19 protein-coding genes are annotated in these 21,586 nt (G+C 68.4%); 4 read left to right on the forward strand and 15 right to left on the reverse strand.

What is annotated here, in order from left to right:
* Nucleotides 1–24: 24 nt before the first annotated feature.
* The 12 genes from alc to ACWEWT_RS11205 form a co-directional block, all read right to left on the reverse strand.
* Nucleotides 25–1,185: an allantoicase gene (gene alc, locus ACWEWT_RS11150; RefSeq protein WP_452558372.1), complete on the reverse strand. Its 1,161-nt coding sequence runs from the start codon at nt 1,183–1,185 to the stop codon at nt 25–27.
* Complete coding sequence (gene allB / locus ACWEWT_RS11155; RefSeq protein ID WP_452558373.1) at nt 1,179–2,531, reverse strand: allantoinase AllB; 1,353 nt, start codon at nt 2,529–2,531, stop codon at nt 1,179–1,181. Before allB ends, alc begins: the two co-directional genes overlap by 7 nt.
* Nucleotides 2,532–2,580: 49 nt before the next feature.
* Complete coding sequence (locus ACWEWT_RS11160; RefSeq protein WP_452558185.1) at nt 2,581–3,303, reverse strand: aspartate/glutamate racemase family protein; 723 nt, start codon at nt 3,301–3,303, stop codon at nt 2,581–2,583.
* 5 nt (nt 3,304–3,308) lie between these two features.
* Nucleotides 3,309–4,586: a DUF6986 family protein gene (locus ACWEWT_RS11165; protein WP_452558186.1), complete on the reverse strand. Its 1,278-nt coding sequence runs from the start codon at nt 4,584–4,586 to the stop codon at nt 3,309–3,311.
* The gene (locus ACWEWT_RS11170) at nt 4,583–6,103 is read right to left on the reverse strand and encodes an amidohydrolase family protein (RefSeq protein WP_452558187.1); all 1,521 of its coding nucleotides are present in this window, start codon (nt 6,101–6,103) and stop codon (nt 4,583–4,585) included. The genes ACWEWT_RS11165 and ACWEWT_RS11170 overlap by 4 nt, the downstream gene beginning before the upstream one ends.
* On the reverse strand, nt 6,100–7,575 hold the full coding sequence (locus tag ACWEWT_RS11175) for a chlorohydrolase family protein (protein WP_452558188.1): 1,476 nt from the start codon (nt 7,573–7,575) through the stop codon (nt 6,100–6,102). The genes ACWEWT_RS11170 and ACWEWT_RS11175 overlap by 4 nt, the downstream gene beginning before the upstream one ends.
* A complete protein-coding gene (locus ACWEWT_RS11180) occupies nt 7,572–8,573 on the reverse strand; it encodes a sugar phosphate isomerase/epimerase family protein (protein ID WP_452558189.1) in 1,002 nt (333 codons plus the stop codon). Before ACWEWT_RS11180 ends, ACWEWT_RS11175 begins: the two co-directional genes overlap by 4 nt.
* Nucleotides 8,574–8,680: 107 nt before the next feature.
* Nucleotides 8,681–10,033, reverse strand: a complete 1,353-nt coding sequence (locus ACWEWT_RS11185) for an amidohydrolase family protein (RefSeq protein WP_452558190.1) — start codon at nt 10,031–10,033, stop codon at nt 8,681–8,683.
* Nucleotides 10,030–11,187 carry a M24 family metallopeptidase gene (locus tag ACWEWT_RS11190; RefSeq protein WP_452558191.1) on the reverse strand — a complete coding sequence of 386 codons (1,158 nt, stop codon included), beginning with the start codon at nt 11,185–11,187 and terminating at the stop codon, nt 10,030–10,032. The genes ACWEWT_RS11185 and ACWEWT_RS11190 overlap by 4 nt, the downstream gene beginning before the upstream one ends.
* A gap of 3 nt (nt 11,188–11,190) precedes the next feature.
* Nucleotides 11,191–12,297: an ATP-binding cassette domain-containing protein gene (locus tag ACWEWT_RS11195; protein WP_452558192.1), complete on the reverse strand. Its 1,107-nt coding sequence runs from the start codon at nt 12,295–12,297 to the stop codon at nt 11,191–11,193.
* A gap of 151 nt (nt 12,298–12,448) precedes the next feature.
* On the reverse strand, nt 12,449–13,375 hold the full coding sequence (locus ACWEWT_RS11200) for a LysR substrate-binding domain-containing protein (RefSeq protein ID WP_452558193.1): 927 nt from the start codon (nt 13,373–13,375) through the stop codon (nt 12,449–12,451).
* A 270-nt stretch (nt 13,376–13,645) separates the two neighbouring features.
* The gene (locus ACWEWT_RS11205) at nt 13,646–14,392 is read right to left on the reverse strand and encodes an IclR family transcriptional regulator (RefSeq protein WP_452558194.1); all 747 of its coding nucleotides are present in this window, start codon (nt 14,390–14,392) and stop codon (nt 13,646–13,648) included.
* Nucleotides 14,393–14,578: 186 nt separating this feature from the next.
* On the opposite strand from ACWEWT_RS11205, the gene ACWEWT_RS11210 reads away from it, so the two are divergent.
* The 4 genes from ACWEWT_RS11210 (at nt 14,579) to ACWEWT_RS11225 (ending at nt 18,121) form a co-directional block, all read left to right on the forward strand.
* Nucleotides 14,579–15,334, forward strand: a complete 756-nt coding sequence (locus tag ACWEWT_RS11210; protein ID WP_452558195.1) for a CoA transferase subunit A — start codon at nt 14,579–14,581, stop codon at nt 15,332–15,334.
* Complete coding sequence (locus ACWEWT_RS11215; protein ID WP_452558196.1) at nt 15,331–15,996, forward strand: 3-oxoacid CoA-transferase subunit B; 666 nt, start codon at nt 15,331–15,333, stop codon at nt 15,994–15,996. Before ACWEWT_RS11210 ends, ACWEWT_RS11215 begins: the two co-directional genes overlap by 4 nt.
* On the forward strand, nt 15,993–17,186 hold the full coding sequence (locus ACWEWT_RS11220) for an acetyl-CoA C-acetyltransferase (RefSeq protein ID WP_452558197.1): 1,194 nt from the start codon (nt 15,993–15,995) through the stop codon (nt 17,184–17,186). The genes ACWEWT_RS11215 and ACWEWT_RS11220 overlap by 4 nt, the downstream gene beginning before the upstream one ends.
* Nucleotides 17,187–17,695: 509 nt before the next feature.
* Entirely contained in the window at nt 17,696–18,121 is a 426-nt protein-coding gene (locus ACWEWT_RS11225) for a MarR family winged helix-turn-helix transcriptional regulator (protein ID WP_452558198.1), read from the forward strand.
* A gap of 273 nt (nt 18,122–18,394) precedes the next feature.
* Here ACWEWT_RS11225 and fabD read toward each other — a convergent pair whose 3' ends face one another.
* Genes fabD through ACWEWT_RS11240 form a run of 3 tightly spaced genes read right to left on the reverse strand, consistent with a single transcriptional unit; the run spans nt 18,395 to nt 21,586 of the window.
* Entirely contained in the window at nt 18,395–19,321 is a 927-nt protein-coding gene (fabD, locus tag ACWEWT_RS11230) for an ACP S-malonyltransferase (protein WP_452558199.1), read from the reverse strand.
* A gap of 38 nt (nt 19,322–19,359) precedes the next feature.
* Nucleotides 19,360–20,589 (reverse strand): MFS transporter, encoded by a 1,230-nt coding sequence (locus ACWEWT_RS11235; RefSeq protein ID WP_452558200.1) that lies wholly within the window; start codon nt 20,587–20,589, stop codon nt 19,360–19,362.
* Nucleotides 20,582–21,586, reverse strand: coding sequence for an LLM class flavin-dependent oxidoreductase (locus ACWEWT_RS11240; protein ID WP_452558201.1), 1,005 nt, complete (start codon nt 21,584–21,586; stop codon nt 20,582–20,584). The genes ACWEWT_RS11235 and ACWEWT_RS11240 overlap by 8 nt, the downstream gene beginning before the upstream one ends.

The raw sequence follows: 21,586 nt of genomic DNA on the forward strand, positions 1-21,586 counted from the left end.
CCGTCCGATTCGGCGCACGCCGGATCAGGAAGTACCCGTATACGCGGCCGAAAGCCGCCGCACCACCTGCGCGGAGGCATCGACCGGGCCCCCGGCGAGCACCGCGTGCGCGTCCTCGCCGGACACCGTTCCCGACGCCACCAGGGCGGCGACCGCATGGTCCGCGGGCATGGCGTTCAGCCATTCCGCAATGGCCAGTTCGAACGCCGGCTCGGTCAGTTCGCCGTGCACCCGTAACCGGGCCAGACCACCGTCCGGAAACACGTCGAGCCTGATGTGGCTCACCGCGGCGGTATCCGACGCGACCCGGAAATGATGGCGGGTATCGGGCTGCAGACGTGTCCGAGCGACCAACTCGATCCATGCCGACTCGTCCGCCTGTCCCCCGCGCGATTCGTCCCAGCCACGCAACGACGCCCAGCCCGGGGCGTTCCCGACGAAGTAGGAGGTGTCCATCTCGACCCGCCGGATCCGGCCCACCGCGGCGAGACGTACCGTGACGAAGTCGTTTCCACCGTCCCGCCGGCGGGCGTTCTCCCAGCCGTCGCCCATCCGCCGGGCACGATCGGGCCGCAGCAGATTCAGTGGCGACGAGTAGAACATATCGGAGCACCCGACGACATCCGCACCGTTCTCGAGCGCGGCCAGATCCACGGTCCCCGTCAACAGCCGGGGGTCGGGCATCGGTTCGCCGTGCACGCGGAATCGAGCGACGCCACCGTCGGGGTATATCGACAGGCGGATATGCGTGAAGCGTCGCTCACCGGCCACCCGGAACGGATTCTCCCGGTCTCCGGCCAGCGCCGACTTCGGCACGATCGTCGTCCACTCGGCCGAATCCAGTTCACAGGTGGACGGATAGCCCTCGAGGCTCGCCGCCTCCACCGAGGCATGCGGCGGGTAGTTTCCTTTGAACCACGCGGTGTCGATGACGACGCCGCGCACCACACCCGGCACGCCGAGGCGGACGATGGCACAGTCGGAACCGGGTTCGCGACGTCGCCGCGTCTCCCATCCGTCGTACACCTTGCCCTTGTGACCGAAGTCGTCGACGGCGAACTGCGCCGCGCCGGGCTTGATCAGGTTCTCCCGCTCGGCGAACAGTTCGTCGTTGGCGAAGACCACACTGCCCGCGAGTGAGCGGGAAGCGAGGTCGGGAAGCGACCGGAAATCGTCGGTCACGATGCTCCTCTCCGCAGCAGCCGGCCGCGGACCGGCCCTGCTGTGTCATCGATGACGGCGCCACGCAGCACTGTGCGGCGGACCACGCCGCTCAGGCGTTCGGCGTGGTACGGCGTGACGGCGTTCTTGTGGTGCAACTCCCGGGCCCGGACGATGAACTCTTCGTCCGGTGCGAATACGCAGAAATCGGCATCGAAGCCGACCGCGATATCGCCCTTGCGTTCGAGCCCCGCCACTCGGGCGGGCCCCCGCGACATCCAGCGGACGACATCCGGGAGGGCGAAGCCGCGGCGGCGTGCCTCGGTCCAGATCACCGGCAGTCCCAGTTGCAGCGAGGAGATTCCACCCCATGCGCGTCCGAAGTCACCGGTGTCGAGAGCCTTGAGATCAGCGGTCGACGGGGAGTGGTCCGAGACGATCGCATCGATCGCCCCCGCCTCGAGCCCCTGCCACAACAGCTCCCGGTTCCGTTCGTCGCGAATCGGCGGGCAGCATTTGAACTGGGTGGCCCCGTCGACGATCTCCTCGGCGCTGAAGACGAGGTAGTGCGGGCACGTCTCGACCGTGATCCGCACCCCGTCCCGGCGCGCGGCGGCGATCATCCCGAGTGCGGACGCATTCGACAGGTGCAGGATGTGGACTCGGCACCCGGTCTTCTTCGCGAGCGCGATCACCTGCGCGATCGCCCGCTCCTCGGCCGCCGGCGGCCGCGAGTCCAGGAATCGCCGGTAGGTGCGTCCCCCGGGTTCCGGTGCCGCGGCGATCACCTGCGCGTCTTCCGCGTGCACGATCATCAACGCGTCGAAGGTACGCAGTTCCGCCAGCGCGGCGTCGAACTCCGACGCGTCGAGTGGCGGAAACTCGTCGACGCCGGAATGCACCAGGAAGCATTTGAATCCGAAAACGCCGGCCGTGTGCAGGGGCCGCAGCGCGGATATGTTCCCGGGGACGGCACCTCCCCAGAATCCGACGTCGACGTGGCACCGCGTCGCGGCGGCGGCCTGTTTGACCTCGAGTGCGTCCACATCGACCGTGGGCGGAATACTGTTGAGGGGCATATCCAGCACCGTCGTCACACCGCCGGCGGCGGCGGCACGGGTGGCGCTCGCGAAACCCTCCCATTCGCTGCGACCGGGATCGTTGATGTGGACATGCGAATCGACCAGCCCGGGCAGCAGCACCTCGTCGGCGGACAGTTCGATGACCTCCACCGCGTCGAGCGCAGCGTCGTACGGTTCGACACAGACGATCGAACCGTCCCGGACGCCGATACCGGCGGCCGATTCACCGGCGGCGGTGGCGACTCGGTGTGCTCGCACGACGAGGTCGAGCGGTTCCTGGTTCACAATCCACTCACTTTGCAGATACGGAAGTTTCCCGGGCGGCGCGATCGCGGCTTCAGGAGCCGAGCGGCCAGCCGGTGATGTGCTTGGGACGCGGTGTCGCGTAGGTCCGGCTCTTGCTGGTGGTCAGTCCGAGCCGGACCAGGCTCTCCGCCAGGGTCACGGCCGCGGTGATGCCGTCGACCACCGGTACACCGGTGGCCGCGCGGACCGCGTCGTCCAGACCGGCCATACCGCCACAGCCGAGACAGATGACCTCGGCACGATCCTCGAGTACCGCGCGGCGCGCTTCGCCGGCGATCGTGGCGACGGCCCGGTCCCGGTCGTGCTCGAGCTCGAGCACGCCGAGTCCGCTCGACCGCACCGACGCACAGCGTGATCGGAGACCGGCCAGCCGGAGACGGTCCTCGATCAGCGGCACCGCGCGATCGAGCGTGGTCACCACCGAATACGACCGGCCGACCAGCATCGCCGTCTGCGCGGCGGCCTCCGTGATGTCGACGACCGGTACGTCGAGCAGTTCTTGCAGCCCCTCCCGGCCGTGCTCACCGAATCCGGCCTGGATCACCGCGTCGAACGGCTCCGGAAAATCGACGACCGCGTTCATGACGGCGACCGCCGCGAGATAGCTCTCGAAGTTTCCCTCCACCGATTCGGCGCCGAACCGTGGTGTCAGGCCGATGATCTCGGTGCCCGCGGCGGCCACCGAGCGGCCCGAACCGACGATCGCCCGCGTCATCGACTCGGTGGTGTTGACATTGGCGACGAGAATGCGCACGTCGATCACTTCCCTCGGGGCACAGCCGGTGCGGCGCCGCCGCGCCGGGCCAGCACGAGTAGCTGCCGGCGATCCGCCGCGGTCAGGTTCTCCGCCTCCGCGACGTCCACAGCCCCGCATTCGAGACCGCGGACGATGAATCCGGCCAGCGCGGCCGCCGTCGCCGGCTCATCGAGGAAGCCGGATTCGCCACCGCGGACGAACGCGCGCAGCCGGGCGGCCGACGCATCCAGTCCGGAGCGGAAGAATGCGTAGGTGGCCGCGTACCGGCTGACGAGCTGTCCCGGATGCAGGTCCCAACCCTGGTAGAGCCCGCGGCCGAGAGCGCGGTGCACCAGTCCGCCGTGCAGTTGCCACGCACGCCGGACAGCATCCCGGTCCCCCACCGGCAGTACGTTCGACGAACCGTCGACCACGCGGACACTGGTCCCGGCGGCCGCGATCTGCATGACCATCTTCGCGTGATCGGCCGCCGGATGATCCGGCCGTTGATACGCCGCCGGGATACCGCACGCGGCCGAGTAGTCGTACGTTCCGTAGTGCAGCCCGAGGCACCGACCGCCCGATGCGTGGATCATCCGCGCGACCGCGAACGTGCCGTCCGGGGCGATGATCGACTGCGGAGTCTCCACCTGGATCTCGAATCTCAGTGTGCCGGAGGTGATACCGAGTTCGCGCTCGTACCACGCGCAGACCTCGACCAGCGCCTCGACCTGCTCCACCGCTGTCACCTTGGGTAGCGTCATGACGAAGCCGTCCGTCAACGCGCCCAGCTCCGCCAGTTCACCGACGAACAACCCGAGGGTGCGTAAACCGCGCCGTCGGGTATCCGCTGCCAGACTCTTGAACCGCAGCCCGTGATTCGGCGGTGCCGTGCCCGCGTGCACCGAGGCCGCGAGAGCGCGCGCCGCGGCGAGCACCTCGCGATCCTCGAGGTCGTCGGGACGGTCGCCGTACCCGTCCTCGAAGTCGATCCGGAGATCCTCGATCGGCTCGGTCCCGAGTTTGGCGCGGACGCGATCGAGGATCCCGGCCGGCTGCTCGCTCGCCGGATCCGGGATACCGAGCGCGTCGGTGTCACCGTGTTCGTCGAGCAGTTCGACAGCGCGCGCTCCCCATTCGCGCACGGTGTGCTCGTCGTAGCGATCGCCCGGGATGTACACCGTGTGGACGGGCTGTCGCGCGCTCGGCTCACCGGGATACCGGTCGGCGAGGAGCTGATCGGACCGCGCGAGCCCATCGTCGATCCGGGCGAGTAGCGCGTCGATATCGTTGCCGCTCATACGATCCCGTCCTCGAACGGAATTGGCCGGTCGAACGTCTGACGCGATGTCCCCCAGACGGGTTCGGTGACGTAACGGTCCAGCCGGGCCCGCTCGACCACCCGGCGCGACTGCTCCTGCGCGTAGTCGATGATCTCCGCCTCGTCGACGTGGCGGACCACGCGATCGCGCATCAGCACCCGGCCGTCGACCACGACGGTACCGACATCCTGTCCACTCGCCTTGTACACGAGCGCCTGCACCGCCATGTGCAGGGGTTGCAGATGCGCCCGGCGGGCGTCGACCACGACGATATCGGCGGCTTTGCCTGCTTCCAGGGAGCCGATCTCGTCGTCCCAGCCGATCGCGCGGGCAGCGTCGATCGTCACCAGCTCCAGCAGTTTGCCCGGGGGCAGGAGCGTGACATCGCGCAGCTGGAGTTGTGCCATGGTCTGTGCCTGACGCATGGCGGTGAACAGGTCGAACGACGACATCGGCGCACAACCGTCGGTGGTCACCGCCATTGTCACGCCCGCGTCGAGCAGTTCGGGCACCGGGCAGCGGCCGCGCAGTGCGCCGACGACTACGCCTGGGCCGTGGGTCACCGAGGTTCCGGTATCGGCGAGAATCGCGACCTCGGCCGGCGACAGGCCGAAACCGTGCTGGAAGTGCACATCCGGCCCGAGCAGCGCATTCGGATCCCGGGCGTGCGCGAGGGCGATCATGCCGCCGAACGCGTCGGTGTGGATGCGGGTCGAATATCGCGCGGCGAGGTCCCGCACGCGCTCGGTCTGGCTCCGATCCGCGGCGGTCAGTTCGGTGGCCAGGTCCGGTGCCACCGGTCCACCCGGATTCAGCGACGGCACCATCGTGTACGGGGTGACATACACCCGGATCCGGCCGTCGGCACCACCGTGCCACTGCCGGACCGTCTGCTCCGCACCGTCGAACATCTCGTCGAGACCGATAGTCGCACGGTGATATTCGTCGCCGACCCAATGGCCGACCTCGCGCGGCCACGGCAATCCGCACGGGCCGACACCGATGATCTCGCGCAGCCCCACCTCCCGGTACGCGCGCGCGTGGGCGTCACCGAACTCGGGGATATCCGATCGCGGCTGCGATCCCAGGACGCTGACTCCGGTGGTGACACCGAACTTCAAGCGTTCGAGGGCGGCGATGCGGCCGTCTGCGTGCCAGAAGTCCGCCGAGACGTGCTCGAAGTACGTGCGGGTGGCGATACGCATCCAGAACGACAGCGTGTCCACCCCGATCGTCTTGAGGATCGCGTGCCCACCGTGACCGTGCGCGTCCACCAGACCGGGCAGCACGATCTGCCCGGCGCAATCGATACGCTCCCGGGCCGTGTACCGCCGGTGGAGGTCGGCGGTGGTACCGACCGCGACGATGCGGCGACCGGCGACCACGACGGCGCCGTCGGCGATGATCCGCCGATCGCGATCCATCGTGACGACGGTGCCGTGCTCGAGGATCAGATCGGCCGGCAACGGCTCGGATCGGGTTCCGGAACTGCTCATCGTGGTGCGCCTACGGTTCGGAATGTCGGGGGAAAGAGTTCTCGTTCGGGTCTGGCCAGGTAGTCGCGGTCGGTATATCCGGCCCGGTACTGCGCCAGGTACTCCTGTGCCCGGGCGCGATCGCTGTCGGCGTCGACCCCGGGCAGCGTGTATTCCTCCACGACGGTCCGGCCCGCGACGACGACGGTCCGCACATCGCGACCGTTGCAGTTGAGCACGAGCGTGCGGATCGGGTCGTCGACCGGACCGACGTGGGCGGAGGTCAGATCGACGACCGTGATGTCGGCCTGCGCGCCGGGCATCAGGCGTCCGAGATCCGGGCGCCCGAGCGCGTCGGCACCGCCGAGGGTGGCCGCCCGGTAGAGGTCGCGCACCGAACCCGCGGACTTCACCCGCTCGACCGCCTTGGTCAGGACCAGTCCGGTATCCATGGCTCGGATCATGTCCGGCGGCGCGGTGTCGGTACCCATCCCCATGGTGATCCCGTGCGCGATATATCTGTCGAACGATTCCAGGACGACGGCGTAGCGCGCCACGGCCATCGGACAGAAGACGACGGTGGTACCGCTGTCCCGGAGTGCGTCGAGATCGGCACTACCGGGACCGGCGGGCGGCAATTGACTGTGTCCGTCGACCGCCCAGGAATGCGGAATCATCGTGCGCGGCCCGAGGAATCCGATCGAACCGAGATATTCGATCGGCCGCAACCCGTGCTCGCGCGCCAGGACCGCCACCTCCGCGAGCGTCTGCCCGGCGTGCAGCCGGATCGGGCAGGCCAGTTCGTCGCTCGCCGCGCGGGCGCGCCGCAGCACATCGGTGTCCATCGTCTCGACCCGTGACGGCGCCAGCATGCCTCGCACGAGACCGTCGTAGGAGCCGTCGAAGTCGCGGACGAAGCGGATCGCCTCGGCCAGTCCGGCCGCACCGAGCGCGTTGTCGCGGTAATGCCCCGGGGTGCCGGCGGAGTCGACGACCGGGACCGCCGAACGGAAACTCGGGCCGAGATAGACCCGCAACCCCAGGGCCGCGGCGCTCGCGGCCGCATTCGCCATCTCGTCGTAGGACTCCGCCCAGCCCTTGTACACCTCGGAGGCGATGGGCAACGCGGTCGTGATGCCGTTGCGCAGCAACTGCCCGAACGCGTAGCGCCGTGTGAACGCCGCCTGTTCGGCGGTGAAAACGTCCGCGCGCCGGCTCAGGTAGTCGGTCGACCAGGTCAGGCCCTTGCCGAGTTCGGGGTCCTGATAGGTGTCGAAGACGGCGTGGTCGATATCGCCGAGCGCGTTGAGGTCGACGAATCCCGGGCCGACTACGGCGTCACCCGCCGCGTGGTCCGCGTCGAGAGGTCCGTCGTAACCGTGCCCGACATGGACGATACGGCTGTCCTCGTACACCACCTCGCCGTCTTCGTAGACCACGTGATCGGTGCCGTCGTAGCCGATGACGAACCGCGCCGAGATCCGCGTCCTCACCCCGCGCTCCCCGGAACGCGGCCGAGGTCGGCGAGACCGCGCAGGTACGCCGCCGTCTGCGTGATGAAGCGCAATTGTTCGTCGGTATCGCACGGAGTCCCGGTCAGCAGCGATAGCGCCGGCCGCTCGCCCTGTTCGGCCCGTTGCTCGTATTCCCGGGTCGCGCGGAAGGTCTCGGCGAGTTCCACGGTCGTCAGATCGGGGTGGGCGGCCAGCCACCCGGGATCGTAGACATGCATCGGCATAACCGTGCGGTCCCGTGAGTTCTCGATGGACAGCCGCAGTCCCGGCCGGTGTGTGAACAGCACGTCCAGGATCGCGGGCCAGTCCATGACGCCCTCACCACACGGTGCGAGCATGCGCCCGATTCCGTAGTCGGTGGTGAACAACGCGACATCGCGAATATGGCTCATCCGCACGTACGGCGCCACCCGCCGGGCGGCGGCGAGCGGATCCTCGGCGCGCGCGACGACATTGGCGGGGTCGTAGGTGATGCCGAGAACGTCGGGCCCGACGGCCTCCACCAGCCGCACGACCTCGAACGAGGTGATCTCCTCGTGGGTTTCCACATTCAGGTGACAGTCGAGATCCCGCACGACCGGGGCGAGCGACTCCAGGAACCGCTGGGTCGCGGTGAGCTGCTCGGGCCAGGTCACGTCGGTGCGGAACCGGTCGAAGACGTAGTAACCGGGCAGCCGCGGCTTGTAGTTCGCCGTGCCCACCCAGAGTTCGTCGCAACCGATCGCCGCGCACGCCTCCATCATTCGGATCATGCCGAGGCGATAGTCGCCGCCCCCGAGCTCACGGACCTCGGGGGCTTCCGCGTTCGCGAACGGATTGACCTTGGCCAGGCCCATCTCGAGATAGAGACCCAATTCGTCGGCGCGCTGCCGGAGTTCGGCGAGCACGTGACGATCCAGTGTGGGCGTGATGTCGAGCACGGTCCGGAAGAAGACACCGTCCATGCCCAGTTCCGCGGCGTACTCGAGATTGGCCACCGCGGTGCGCTCCGTGGCACCGGGTAACTTGCGGCCGTCTACTCCGATTTCGATTTCTCAGTTCCTTTCAGCGCTACGACAACGGCGGGCGGATCGACGGACGCCGATTACTGCTGCCACGCCCGGGCATACTTCCGATGCAGTCCGAGTTTCTCTTCCAGACCGCTCGCGACCAGGTTCCCGTCGATCACGACAGGCCGGCCGCCGACCACTGTGTGCCGGATCTTCGGGGGTCCGCACCGGAGCCACATATCGACCGGATCGGTGCAGGCACCGGCGTATCCGATTCCCGTGATGTCCCATACCGCGATATCCGCCTGCATTCCGGGGGCCAGCGCACCCACTTCTCCGGCCCGGCCGAGGCATTCCGCGGCGCCGACCGTCGCCATTCGCAGCGCGTCCCGGGCGGCGAACGCGGTGGGACCACCGTGTTCGCGCGCGAGCAGCAACGCGGTCCGCGCCTCGAGCCACGGATTCGTGGTGCCCGCCGAAGCGGCGCCGTCGGTACCCAGTCCGACACTGCATCCCTGCGCCAGCATGGTGCGTACGGCGGCGGCCGCGCCCCCGAGCATGAGATTCGAGCTCGGGCAGTGCGCCACACCGATATTCGCGGCGGCGAGTGCCTTCGCGTCGTCCTCGGTCACATAGCTGCCGTGCGCGATCCACGCGCGGTCCGACCAGCCGGCGTCGGTGAGCACCTCGACCGGGGTGCGCCCGAACTGCTGTATCGCGGCGTCCGTCTCGCCGGGCACCTCGAACAGATGCAGGTGCAGGCGGGCGTCGTATCGGGTGGCCAGCGCCGCGGACCGGGCGAGCAGTTCGGCACTGCTGCTCGGCAGCGCGGTGGGTCCGAGCGATACGCGGGTGAAGGATCCGGGGCTCGGATCGTGGCACGACCACAGCAGTTCCTCGCTGAGCCGCAGGATCGTCTCCGCGTCCTGCGCTCCGGACACCGACGCCCGCGCGCTGTCGACGTATCCCCGGCACGGATCCAGCCGGAGACCGATCTCGGTGGCCGCGCGCAGTGCCGCCTCGATCAGCCCCGGACGCGGATGCAGATAGATATTGTCCGCCGTGGTCGTACACCCCGCGAGCGCCAGTTCGGCCAGCCCGATCCACGCGGACAGGTAGGCGGTCTCCGCGTCCAGCCGCGCCCACAGTGGCCGCAGCTGGTTCAGCCAGCCGTCGAGTCCGCTCGAACACGCGGGTGTGTAGGCGCGGGTGAGGTTCTGGAACAGGTGATGGTGGGCGTTGACGAGCCCGGGTGTGACGATCGTGCCGCGCGCGTCGAGGGTCCGGCGCGCGGCGGGCTCCCGGCCGGGCGGGCCGATCGCCGAGACCGCCGCACCGGTGCACGCGACCCAGCCCCCCTCGATATCGGCACCGCCGACGGTGACCACCCATTCCGCGTCGCGGATCAGGAGGTCCACCGGCGGCGAACCGGACGGCGCGGTCGTCATCGCGCGACCCCGGTCGAAGGCAGCGCGGTCCAGTCCGCGCGATGCGAGAGCACATCGCTACCGGTCTCGGTGATCAGGACCATGTCCTCGATATGCAGGATCTCGCGGCCCGGGCCGTAGGTATTGGGTTCGATGTTGACGACCATGCCGGCCTCGAGCACGGTCTCGTCCCGCTCGTGCAGGACCGGTCGTTCGGTGCCACCGATTCCGATACCGTGCCCGATCCCGATATGGCCGTAGTTGAACAGTTCGATACCGAGGTCGGCGCATTGTTCCCGGGCGAACCGGTAGACCTCGCCACAGCGGCGGCCGGGCGCCATGAACTCGGCGACCCGCCGATTCAATTCGAATTGACGTCGATACGCGTCGCGCTGGATCTGTGTGGGTTCCCCGACGACCGCCATACGCCCGGCATCGGTGTAGAAATAGCCCCGGTACCGCGACTTGACGTCGAGCCGCAGCCAATCGCCGGACTCGAGCGCACGGGCCGTCGGTGGGCCGATCCGGGCGGCATTCGGACCGCCGCCGACCAGCGGATCGACCGCGCTGAAGCCGCACGCCTGCAGATACGAGACGAGACGGTCCGCCACCGAACGCTCGGTCTCCCCTTCGCTCGTCTCGGCGAAGGTCCGCGCGATCGCCTGTTCCGTGAGCGCGGCCGCCTCCGCGATCACCCCGATCTCCTGCGGACTCTTGACCATCCGGAGCATCCGCAGCGCCTCGTCGAATCCCACCAGTTCGGCGCTCGGAAGCAGCGAACGCAGCAGGTCGTGGACGATGACCGGCATCCGGTCGGTCTCGATTCCCAGCCGGAACGCGTCCGGGTACTTCTGCGCCAGGAAATCGGCTACCCGATCCATGATTCCGCCGGGGAACAGCGCGCCGCGCTCGTCGTAGCCGAGGACCTCGAGGTGCGGCGCCATCAGGCGGACCGTGGAGACGGTCTCCGCACTGGTGAACACGGTCGCACTGCCGTCGCGCGACACGACGACGACGTTCGGGCGGTCCAGCGCACTCGCCGATCGCAGCGGTGCGCCGGCCGAGAACTGTACGTTCTCCAGCCCCATGAGCAGGACAGTGTCGATTCCTCGCTCCCGCAGACCACGGCCGATGCGCTCGATCGCGCCGACGCCGGATTCCAGTTGCGCTGTCATGACTCACGCTCCGTTGGTTCGATTGGACAGGAAGGGATCGTCCGGACGACTCGCCCGCACGGGGCGATCAACCGGCCGATGGAGACCGGGGTCGCCGATACGCGCGGCGCAGCCGCACGCGCATATCCCGTCGACAGGAAAATGACATTTGGCGGTCACCGAGCCGGCCGGCGACGAGTAGGCGGTAGGGCCGGGTACGAGGGAACGGCATTCGCTCCGTCCGTGGCCGCGCGGGCACACCGGTTCGAACGCGCAGCCCGCCGGGCTGGGGCGCGGCGGCCTGCCGAAGGTCGTCGCACCACGCCGCAGCTGCGCCGTGTACCGGTGGCGCGGCCGATCGAGGACCGACCGGGCCGGTCCGCGTTCGACGATCTTGCCGGCCAGCAGCACCTGCACGGTGTCGCAGAGCGCCGACAGCGGGACCGTATCGCGGCTCATGACGATCAGGGCGATATCCCGATTCGCCGCCACCTCGCACAATACGGCCGGGCCGGACGGACTGCGCGCGATTCGGTCCATGAGCGGGTCGTCGACGACGAGGACATCGGGACGCCGGGCCAGCGCCGCCGCCACCAGGACGCGGAGCCGGCCGTCGCGCGAGAGCTCACCGAATGCGGTATCGAATTGTTCTGCCGCACTGTGAATCCCGGCATCGGACAGCAGTCGGATCGCGTAGTGCCGCACCTGCCGGGGTGTACGGACGGCGGCGGACGCCCGGATCTCCGCACCGATCCGGTGACCGATCGGCGCACCGGGGGCGAACCGCCGCGCCAGATCGTCGAGCAGAACGATCCGGGAGGACATCCCGGCCGATCCCTCCCCCGATCCACCCAGTGTGTATTCCGCGTCGTCGAACTCCAGCCGGCCCGCTACCAGCATCTGCCCGGGATCGGCCGCGCCCACCAGCGCCCGCGCGAGTGCCGACTTCCCCGCTCCGCGTCCACCGGTGACTCCCAGTCGCTCGCCCCGGCGCAGGTCGAAATTGATATCGGCCAGCACGGGGACCACTGGGTGCTGCCCGCCGACGGACCGGACACCGCGAATGCGCAGCACGATCTCGCGCTGGGCGACGCGGGGGCCGGGCGACGCAGGAATATGCACGGTGGTCATCACACTGGCCCTTCGTGAAATAACGAGATCCGGGATTCGGGCCTTCGCCCGTGACCAGTGTGTCCCACACTCCCCATACTCGTACAATGCCATTTCGCGCCGTGGACATACCGTTTCTGATATATCGCCACCGCGGGACACGGCGGCCCGATCAGCGCAATACGCTGACTTGCGCGATCTCGTTGAGGCCGGCCACGAGAGCGTCCGCCGAGGGGCTCAGCGTGCGCCCGGCCGACCTGGTGATTCCCACGCTGTGCCCGATGGGATCCAGTGGCAGCGGCAATGTCGTCAACCGGGCGTCGTCACGTGCGATCAGGCCCGGCAGCACGGCGATCATATCGGTCTCGAGCAGTAGCTGGCGCACCGTCAGAAACGAGGTGGCCTCCACCCGGTTCGCCGGTAGCGCGACACCGTTGCGGGCGAAGAACTCCTCGAGTTCCCGGCGCAGGACGGTCTCCACGCCGGGCAGGATCCACGGATAGTCCGCCAGCTCGCCGAGGGTGACCGCACTGACCCCGGCCAGCGGATGCCGGGACCCGATCACCAGCTCGACAGACTCCTCATAGAGGTTTTCCCTGATCGCGTTCTGGTCCGTCGGCGAGGTCAGCCGGCCGACGATGAGATCGATCCGGCCGGCCTCCAACTCGACGAGCAGCACCTCGGGGGTGCCCTCTTTCACTATCACCGTCAGATACGGCCGCGCGGCCTTCAGCCGCGCGATCGCTCCCGGGAGCAAGATATTCGAACCCGCGAGATGAGTGCCGACCACGACGGTGCCGCGATCCGCGTCCGCCAATTCGGTCACATGCCGGCCGGCTTGCGTGAGCTGGGCTATGACCGCGCGGGCATGTCTGGTGAACGCCTCACCGAAGATCGTCGGCGTGATCCCCCGCGGCCCGCGCTCGTACAACTGCACGCCGAGGATCGCCTCGAGGTCGTGCAGGCTGCGGGTGGCGACGGGCTGGGTCATATGCAACGCCGCGGCCGCGCCGACCACGCTTCGCTGCCGGCTCAGCGCGTCCACCAGGACCAGATGCTTGATCTTGAGACGGCCGTCGAGCAGGTGAGGAATATCCACCCACGGCACCTTATCCATCACAGACCCGACGCAATAGCCGGTTCACACAGTATTTACGCATTGCCATACCGGTTTCGATATAACCGCGACTACATACACCGGTGTAGTCGAGAAGGGCATGCCGAACACCGATGCGTTCGAGAACCGCCTCGGCGTGGGCCGGCGGATTCTCCGGCGCGACCGTAGCGATCTGCTCTATTCGCCATCGCAACCCCGCCCCACTCGCGATAGCGGCCGGATACCGCCGTGATCGGGCGCCGCCGAAGCGAGCTATCCGGGCTTCCCTTCGAGTCGCTTCGAGAGCTGGTGCGCGCACTCGACGAGAAGGGTGCCCAGTTCCGGCGATCGAGTGCTGCCGAAGCGCGACTCGACGCCCGTCAGGCTCAGAGCCCACGCCGGTCGGCCCGCCCGGTCGAAGACCGCGGCTCCCATACCCCAGCTCCCCTCGACCAGCAGTCCCGGATTCAGCGCGTAGCCGTTCTGCCGTGTCACGGCGATACGGTCGCGAATCGCGTCCGCCCGATGTGCGGGGCCCCACGGTCCGAGGTCGGCACGGAGCAAAAAGGCGTCGATTTCATCGACGGGGAGGTGGCTGAGGATCGCCAGCCCGGCCGATGCCACTCCCAGGGGAAACCGGCGGCCTTCGCGCAACACATGCGAACGTAGCGGGAAGCTGCCCTCGCGCTCGAGCAGGCATACGGTCTCGTCTCCCCGGCGGGCCGACAGGAACGCGCTCTCGCCCGTGGACTGCGCCAGCCCTTCCAGAACGTCGTGCGCGTAGCCGGTGATGTCGTACCTGCTCGCGGCCACCGAGCCGAGCAGATACATCTCCGGACCCAGGAACCATCGCCCGCTACGCGGATCCCGGTCGACGAGTCCTTCGTCGACGAGCGAAGCGAGCAGACGATGCGCCGTCGGCCGGGGTATACCGACCGCCCGCGCGAGGTCACTGGTCGCGCTTCCCGACGATCCCTGCCCACCGATTGCGCGCAGCAGGGCGGCGACCTTGGTCACCATCCGGGGCGAATCCGCCGCCGACCTCATGACCGAGCCGCCGGGTATGCGTCCACTGAATGGACGATCGATCCTGATTGGTTCATCATCCGAGCAATCCGATCCGCCCTATTGCATCTTGTACTGCGCACTTGTTCCATCGTAGACGGATACAAGACGTCCATTCAGCAAACAGTCAGGGGTCATTCTGTGACGGTATACGAATCCGCGGCGGCCGCCGTCGCCGATATCTCGTCCGGCGCGACACTCGCGGTCGGCGGGTTCGGGTTGTGCGGCATCCCGGATATGTTGATCGCGGCCATCGCCGACGGCACGGCCTCGGACTTCGCGGTGTTCTCCAACAACTGCGGTGTCGACGACTACGGGCTGGGAATCCTGTTGTCGGCCGGCCGGATCACCCGGGTGACGGCATCGTACGTGGGCGAGAACAAGGAATTCGCGCGCCAGTACCTCGCCGGGGAACTCGAGGTCGAGCTGACACCGCAGGGCACGCTCGCCGAACGGCTGCGCGCCGGCGGCGCGGGCATCCCGGCCTTCTATACCCCGGCCGGGGTGGGGACACCGATCAGCGACGGCGGGCTGCCGTGGCGCTACGCGCCGGACGGAACCGTCGCGGTCGCGTCACCGCCGAAAGAAGTCCGCGAGTTCGACGGCCGCCGGTACGTACTCGAAGAAGGTATCGTCGCCGATTTCGCGCTCGTCCACGCAGCAGTCGGCGATACCGACGGCAATCTGGTCTTCGAGAAATCGGCATCGAACTTCAACCCCCTCGCGGCGATGGCCGGTCGTGTGACCATCGCGCAGGTCGAGAAATTGGTGGAACCGGGCGAACTCGACCCGGGACACGTCCACCTGCCGGGCGTGTTCGTCCAGCGCGTCGTGCACACCGGAACCCAGAACAAGCGGATCGAGAAGCGCACGGTGCGTCAGGAGGCGGCGGCATGAGCTGGTCACGAGATGAAATGGCGGCGCGCGCGGCCCGGGAGCTGTCGCCGGGCGAATACGTCAACCTGGGGATCGGGTTGCCGACATTGATCCCGAACCATCTTCCCGACGGTGTCCGCGTGGTCCTGCACAGCGAGAACGGCATCCTCGGTACGGGCCCGTACCCCGCTGCCGACGACGTGGACGCCGATCTGATCAACGCGGGCAAGGAGACCGTGACAGTCAATCCGGGTGCGGCATTCTTCGATTCGGCGTTGTCGTTCGGGATGATTCGCGGCGGGCATATCGACACCGCGATTCTGGGCGGCATGCAGGTCTCCCGGCAGGGCGATCTCGCGAACTGGATGGTGCCCGGCAAAATGGTCAAGGGCATGGGCGGTGCGATGGACCTCGTCCACGGAGCCCGTCGCGTGATCGTCTTGATGGAACACACAGCCCGGGACGGATCCGCCAAGATCGTCGACTCGTGCACGCTGCCGCTCACCGGTCAAGGGGTGGTCCAGCGGGTGATCACCGACCTCGCGGTCCTCGATATCGACGGTGGCCGGGTGATCCTGCGCGAAACCGCGCCCGATGTGAGCGTCGGCCGGGTAATCGATGCCACCGGCACCGAGGTCGAAGTGGCCCTGCACGAGAACACGACCGGAAAGGCGCACTCGTGACCACTTCTGTCATCGTCGCCGGAGCACGCACACCGATGGGACGCCTGGCGGGATCGTTGAGCGCGCTGTCCGGGTCGGAGCTGGGCGGGGCGGCCATCAAGGGTGCGCTGGAGAAAGCGGGAATCGCCCCGCAGCAGGTCGAGTACGTCGTCATGGGACAGGTACTCACGGCCGGCGCCGGGCAGATTCCGGCACGTCAGGCCGCTGCCGCCGCGGGGATCCCGATGAACGTGCCCGCACTCACCATCAACAAGGTGTGCCTGTCGGGTATCAATGCGATCGCGCTGGCCGATCAGTTGATCCGCGCCGGAGAGTTCGACATCGTCGTCGCCGGCGGCCAGGAATCGATGACCCGGGCCCCGCACCTGCTCGAAAAGAGCCGGTCGGGATTCAAATACGGTGATGTGACCCTGCGCGATCATATGGCCTTCGACGGCCTGCACGATATCTTCACCGACCAGGCGATGGGCAACCTGACCGATACCACCAACACCACCGCGTCCGAACCGATCACCCGCGCGGATCAGGACGGTTTCGCCGCGCGCTCCCATCAGAACGCTTCTCGGGCCTGGAAAGACGGATTGTTCGACGACGAAGTGGTACCGGTGGCGATACCACAGCGCAAAGGCGACCCGGTCGTCGTCGCGCGGGACGAGGGCGTGCGGGCCGATACGACCACGGAGACTCTGGCCCGGCTACGCCCCGCGTTCACGAAGGACGGCACCATCTCCGCCGGCAGTGCCTCGCCTATTTCCGACGGTGCCGCCGCGGTGGTCGTGATGAACAAGGCCAGGGCCGAGGAACTGGGCATCTCGTGGATCGCCGAGATCGGCGCCCACGGTGTGGTCGCCGGACCCGATTCGACACTGCAACTCCAGCCGGCGAACGCGATCCGGAAGGCATGCGAGAAAGAAGGTGTGACCCCCGAGGATCTCGATCTGCTCGAGATCAACGAGGCGTTCGCAGCTGTCGGTATCGCGTCGACGCGCGCACTCGGGGTCGACCCGGCAAAAGTCAACGTCAACGGCGGGGCCATCGCGCTCGGCCACCCGCTCGGCATGTCGGGCGCACGCATCGTGCTGCATCTCGTGCTCGAACTGCGACGGCGCGGCGGTGGCATCGGTGCGGCCGCACTGTGTGGGGGCGGCGGCCAGGGCGATGCGCTCATCCTGCGGGTACCGAATCCGTAGCGGAGCAGCCGGATCCCGCGCTCACCGGAATGCGGCGCGTAGCCGAAATGAGGGGGCTACGCGCCGCATGTGTGCGGCGGGAGCAGCGGCCTCCGACCCGAAACGCGCAGGCCGCATCGCTGGGACAGCGACCGGGTCCCGCGCGGGAACCGATCGTTCCGGAGAAGGAGCCGGCGCGGGCTGCGGCGTACGTCCGGATATCCGACTCTGCTGCCGATAATTCTTCCGGAATATCCATGACCCGTAATTCGCGAGACTGGTTCGGATAAATCCTGCGGGTCGAGTCCGGGGTTTATCTTGCCGACCCGAGCTGTTTTTCTCCGACGAAATTCGGGTCACGAAAATCGGTGAAAACCTACGGGCCGCCCGTAGGTTTTCGCCCGCTGTCTTGTGACCCCCGAACAGGGCATGTCAAGGTTGTCGAGCCGGGAAGAACAAGTGCTCCGCGTCGGCCCGGCACTGTCGCCGGATACGGGGATTCGCGCATGCGGAGCAGAAAAGGGCCCGTTATGCTGCAGCAGAACACAACCAAACGCATCGGCTACTGGTTGCTGCACTTGCATCAGCAGTTCGACGCCGCCACCGCCGCGGTCCTGCGGGGTGAAGGGCTCAACCGCCGGCAATGGCAGATTCTGCACGCCCTGGAGATCGGGTTGCGTACCGTCGCGGAACTCGACCGGGCCTTTGCGCCGTTTCTGCGCGCCGACGGCGCACAGTCCTACCGGCCGATCGTCGACGAGTTCCGCGGCCGGGGCTGGGTCGAGGTGGCGGACGGCATCGTGCGCCTCACCGCGGCGGGCATCGCCGCACACGAACGAGCGGAAGCACTCGTGAACGCGCATGCCGCCGAATCGCTGCGCGGTATCACCGAACCCGAGTTCCTCGCCGCGAACGCGGTGCTGGCGAAGATCGCCGGCAATATCGCCGACGAGTGAATCGACCGGTGCGGAAAGGCTCAGCCAGGACACTCGAGCCGGTCGTTGTCGTCGGTAGTGTCCGCAGTGGACGTACCGGCGTGAGCGTGGCGAACCGGTTCGCCCGGGAAGCCCGCCGTCATGGCGATTTCACGGCGCGGACCGACAACACCTACGAACCCTGACCCCACGCCGATCGGGCCGTCTGCCACCGGTACCGAAACCCCATCCGGCAGCGGACCGCCCATCCGGTGGTGCCGAACAGTCACTCCCCCACCGTGGTCGGCCCCTGGACTACGGGCCGGAAACCGCCGACGCGTTGACATCGGGCGCGATCCGCCGGGAGAACCCGGTGAGCACCTGGCCCGGGCCCAGCTCGATCAACTCGTCGTAGCCGTCGCCCACCGCGCGCCGGATGGTGTCCACCCAGCGCACCGGGGCGAGGAGCTGGCCACGCAGGAGCGCGCGGATTTCGGCGGGGTCCTCGACGTATCCGGCGGTCACCGCGCTCAACACCGGGACTCGCGGCGGGTTCAGTGCGTACCGGTCCAGTTCGGCGCCGAACGCGTCGGCGATCCCGGCCATCAGCGGCGAGTGGAACGCCCCGTCCACTTTCAGTCGAACGACCTTCGCCGCCCCCGCGGCACGAGCGGATTCCTCGAGTTCGGCGACCGCGGCGCTCGCACCGGACACCACCGTCTGGGTGGGCTGGTTGTAATTGGCGACCTGCACGACGCCCGCGCCCACCGCCGCGCACAGCGCGTCGACCCGCACCGCCGGCAGTCCGATCACCGCGCTCATCGCCCCGTCGTAGCGGCGGGAGGCCTCGGCCATCAACTCACCGCGCCGGTGCACCAGCCGCAGCACAGCCTCCTCGCCCAGCACGCCCGCCGCGGCGAGGGCGGTGAACTCACCGAGACTGTGACCGGCCACCGCCGCCGGTAGCAGACCCTGTTCGCGGCGGATCGCCAGTAGGGCCAGGCTGGTGGCGACGATGGCCGGCTGCGTGACATCGGTGGCGCGCAGTTCGTCGGCCGTGCCGTGAACACATAGTTGCGTCAGCGAGATCCCGAGGATTTCGTCGGCCCGGCGGAAGACGTCCGCGGCGACCGGGTGATCGCGAATCCAGGCCGCCATCCCGGGACGCTGGGAGCCCTGGCCCGGGAACAGTGCCAGGGCTCTTCGTCCCTGCGACGGATCGGCGGAAATACTGTGGGACATAACTGCGACCTCCGGTCGGTCCGGACTCGGTTCGGGTTTCATCGGACGCGGATTCGTTGCCGCACCGTCGTGTTCCGCGACGTCACGCGCAGTTCCGCAGCGGCCGCGGCCACCGCGATCAGCCCGGCTCCGGCGATCACCACCGCGGCCGGACGGTAGGAGTCGAGACCCGTGGCCACCGCGACCGAAATCGGCAGCAGGACCGCGGCGCCGAGCTGGACACCCGTTTGATAGAGCGGTACGGCAGCGGCCTGTTGTCCGGCGGGCACCGTCGTGGTCGACTGCATGTTCAATGCGGCGAACGACAGGACGAAGCCGGCCTCGATCAGGATCAGCACCGGCAGCGCGTCGGCCGGATAGTTGCGGATCTCGGGGCGGGCCAGCAGGAGGAGCTGTCCCGCGAGGGTGGCCACCGCACCACCGAGGATCAACCGGGCGGTGCCGAATCGGGCGACCAGCCGTGCGGCGAACGGAACCGACAGGGCGAGCGGCACACTCGCGGGCAGCAGGGCGAGTGCCGTGTACCACGGCGACCAGCCGGGCAGCTGATGCAGTTGTAGCGAGACCAGCACGAGCAGGGCGAGATACCCGCCGTTCAGCGCGGCGGCGCCGACGGCCGAGCGCACCAGCGAACCATTGCGCAGCAGTACGTGCGGTGAACGGGGTACGGCGGTGGTGGGCGAGTCGGGGATCACGCGCCAGGCGACGGCCAGCAGCGCCAGCGCCACCGGCGCGGGAAAGAGGAACACCAGATGCCAGTCGATCGTGGCGAGAGCACCCGAGAGAAGCAGCCCGGAGGTGAATCCGGCCGCGCCGAACACGGCGTAGACCGATACGGCGCGGCGCTGTTGCGCACCCGCGGGAAACTCGGCGGCGATCACCGCGAGCCCGGCGGGGGCTGTCGATGCCGCGGCGGCGCCCTTCACCACCCGGGTCGCGACGAGTACTGCCATGCTGTCGGTGAGACCACCGATCACCGAGGCGAGCACGAAGACCGCCATGGCCGCGAGATAGACCTGCCGGCGCCCGAATCGCGCGGCCAGCGCGGGGCCCACCGGCAGCAGTAACGCGAAACCGACGGCGAAACCGCTGAGCAGCCATTGGGTCTGCGTCACCGATCGCCCCAGCGCGGCCGTGAGTGTGCCGAGTGCGGGTACGAGGATCGACCCCTCGATCGCGTCCAGGATCATATTGCCCGACAGCACGATCAGCAGCGCCCAGCGGCGACGATCCCAGGGCGTGACCGCCGCCGGACCCGCCTCAGCCATGACCGCTCTCCGGCGTATCCGATCCGAACTGTTTGTCCAGCAGCGGCGGTAACTGCTCACTCACCAATTCGATATTGCGCGCCACCAGATCGTCGGGCATTCCGGCGATACTCGCCCAGAATATGAGGTGCCGCAGCGGCAGCCCGGCGGCACGTTCGTGGATGCGCGCGGCAGCCTGTTCCGGCGTGAGGATCTCCAGCAGGCCCCACGACCCGTCGGCCGGCTGCTGCCGCACCTCGCCGGCCCCGAGATCCGGTGGTACGGGTGCCTCGGTACCCGCCACGGAGAGTCTCCGGTAGGAGTTCATCTGATGGGCCAGATACGGAGCCACCCGGTCCCATGCCGCTTCGGGGTCGTCGGCCAGCACGATCGGCAGCAGATCGGACACGCGCGCGGTGGCGGGGTCGTGACCGCCCTCGATCAGGCCGTCCCGATAGAGCGGGAACAGCGAATGCGAGATGTGCAGGAAACCCAGGCCGAGCCGCCCGGCGAGCCGGGCACCGCGCGGACCGTAGAACCCGCCCCACAGGGGTAGCGGGTCCTGGACCGGGCCGGGGGTGATGCCGCCGGTGGCCCACAGTCGCTGGATCTCGGCGATCGTCTCCTGCGTCCGGGCGAAACGGCGACCGAAATCGGCATCGAAGAGCCGATATTCGGGAAGCCGGTAGCCCGCGCCGAGCCCGAGTTCGAGCCGGCCGCCGCTGATCAGGTCCACCAGGGCTGCTTCCTCCGCGAGCTGTGCCGGTTTCCGGAGCGCGGGCAGCACCACCGCCGTGCCGATCCGCACGCGCGTGGTCCGGGCCGCGGCGGCCGCGGCGAAGGTCAGCGGTTGCGGGAGGTAACCGTCGTCGAACAGATGGTGTTCGGTGAACCAGACCCCGCCCGCGCCGCGCCGGTCGGCTTCCTCGCAGAATTCCAGTGCGCGGGCATAGTGATCCGGCCAGGGCCGCTGCCACTGCGCCGGGTTGCGCAGGTCGAAGAGTAGTCCGACATCCAT

The organism is Nocardia sp. NPDC003963 (assembly GCF_053605105.1).

What these genes read in the sequence shown, in the direction of transcription:
- ACWEWT_RS11165 (WP_452558186.1), bottom strand. Translation starts at nt 4,586, where the DNA reads ATGAGCGGCAACGATATCGACGCGCTACTCGCCCGGATCGACGATGGG.
- ACWEWT_RS11170 (WP_452558187.1), bottom strand. Translation starts at nt 6,103, where the DNA reads ATGAGCAGTTCCGGAACCCGATCCGAGCCGTTGCCGGCCGATCTGATC.
- ACWEWT_RS11185 (WP_452558190.1), bottom strand. Translation starts at nt 10,033, where the DNA reads ATGACGACCGCGCCGTCCGGTTCGCCGCCGGTGGACCTCCTGATCCGC.
- ACWEWT_RS11190 (WP_452558191.1), bottom strand. Translation starts at nt 11,187, where the DNA reads ATGACAGCGCAACTGGAATCCGGCGTCGGCGCGATCGAGCGCATCGGC.
- ACWEWT_RS11195 (WP_452558192.1), bottom strand. Translation starts at nt 12,297, where the DNA reads ATGACCACCGTGCATATTCCTGCGTCGCCCGGCCCCCGCGTCGCCCAG.
- ACWEWT_RS11205 (WP_452558194.1), bottom strand. Translation starts at nt 14,392, where the DNA reads ATGGTGACCAAGGTCGCCGCCCTGCTGCGCGCAATCGGTGGGCAGGGA.
- ACWEWT_RS11215 (WP_452558196.1), top strand. Translation starts at nt 15,331, where the DNA reads ATGAGCTGGTCACGAGATGAAATGGCGGCGCGCGCGGCCCGGGAGCTG.
- ACWEWT_RS11225 (WP_452558198.1), top strand. Translation starts at nt 17,696, where the DNA reads ATGCTGCAGCAGAACACAACCAAACGCATCGGCTACTGGTTGCTGCAC.
- fabD (WP_452558199.1), bottom strand. Translation starts at nt 19,321, where the DNA reads ATGTCCCACAGTATTTCCGCCGATCCGTCGCAGGGACGAAGAGCCCTG.
- ACWEWT_RS11235 (WP_452558200.1), bottom strand. Translation starts at nt 20,589, where the DNA reads ATGGCTGAGGCGGGTCCGGCGGCGGTCACGCCCTGGGATCGTCGCCGC.
- ACWEWT_RS11240 (WP_452558201.1), bottom strand. Translation starts at nt 21,586, where the DNA reads ATGGATGTCGGACTACTCTTCGACCTGCGCAACCCGGCGCAGTGGCAG.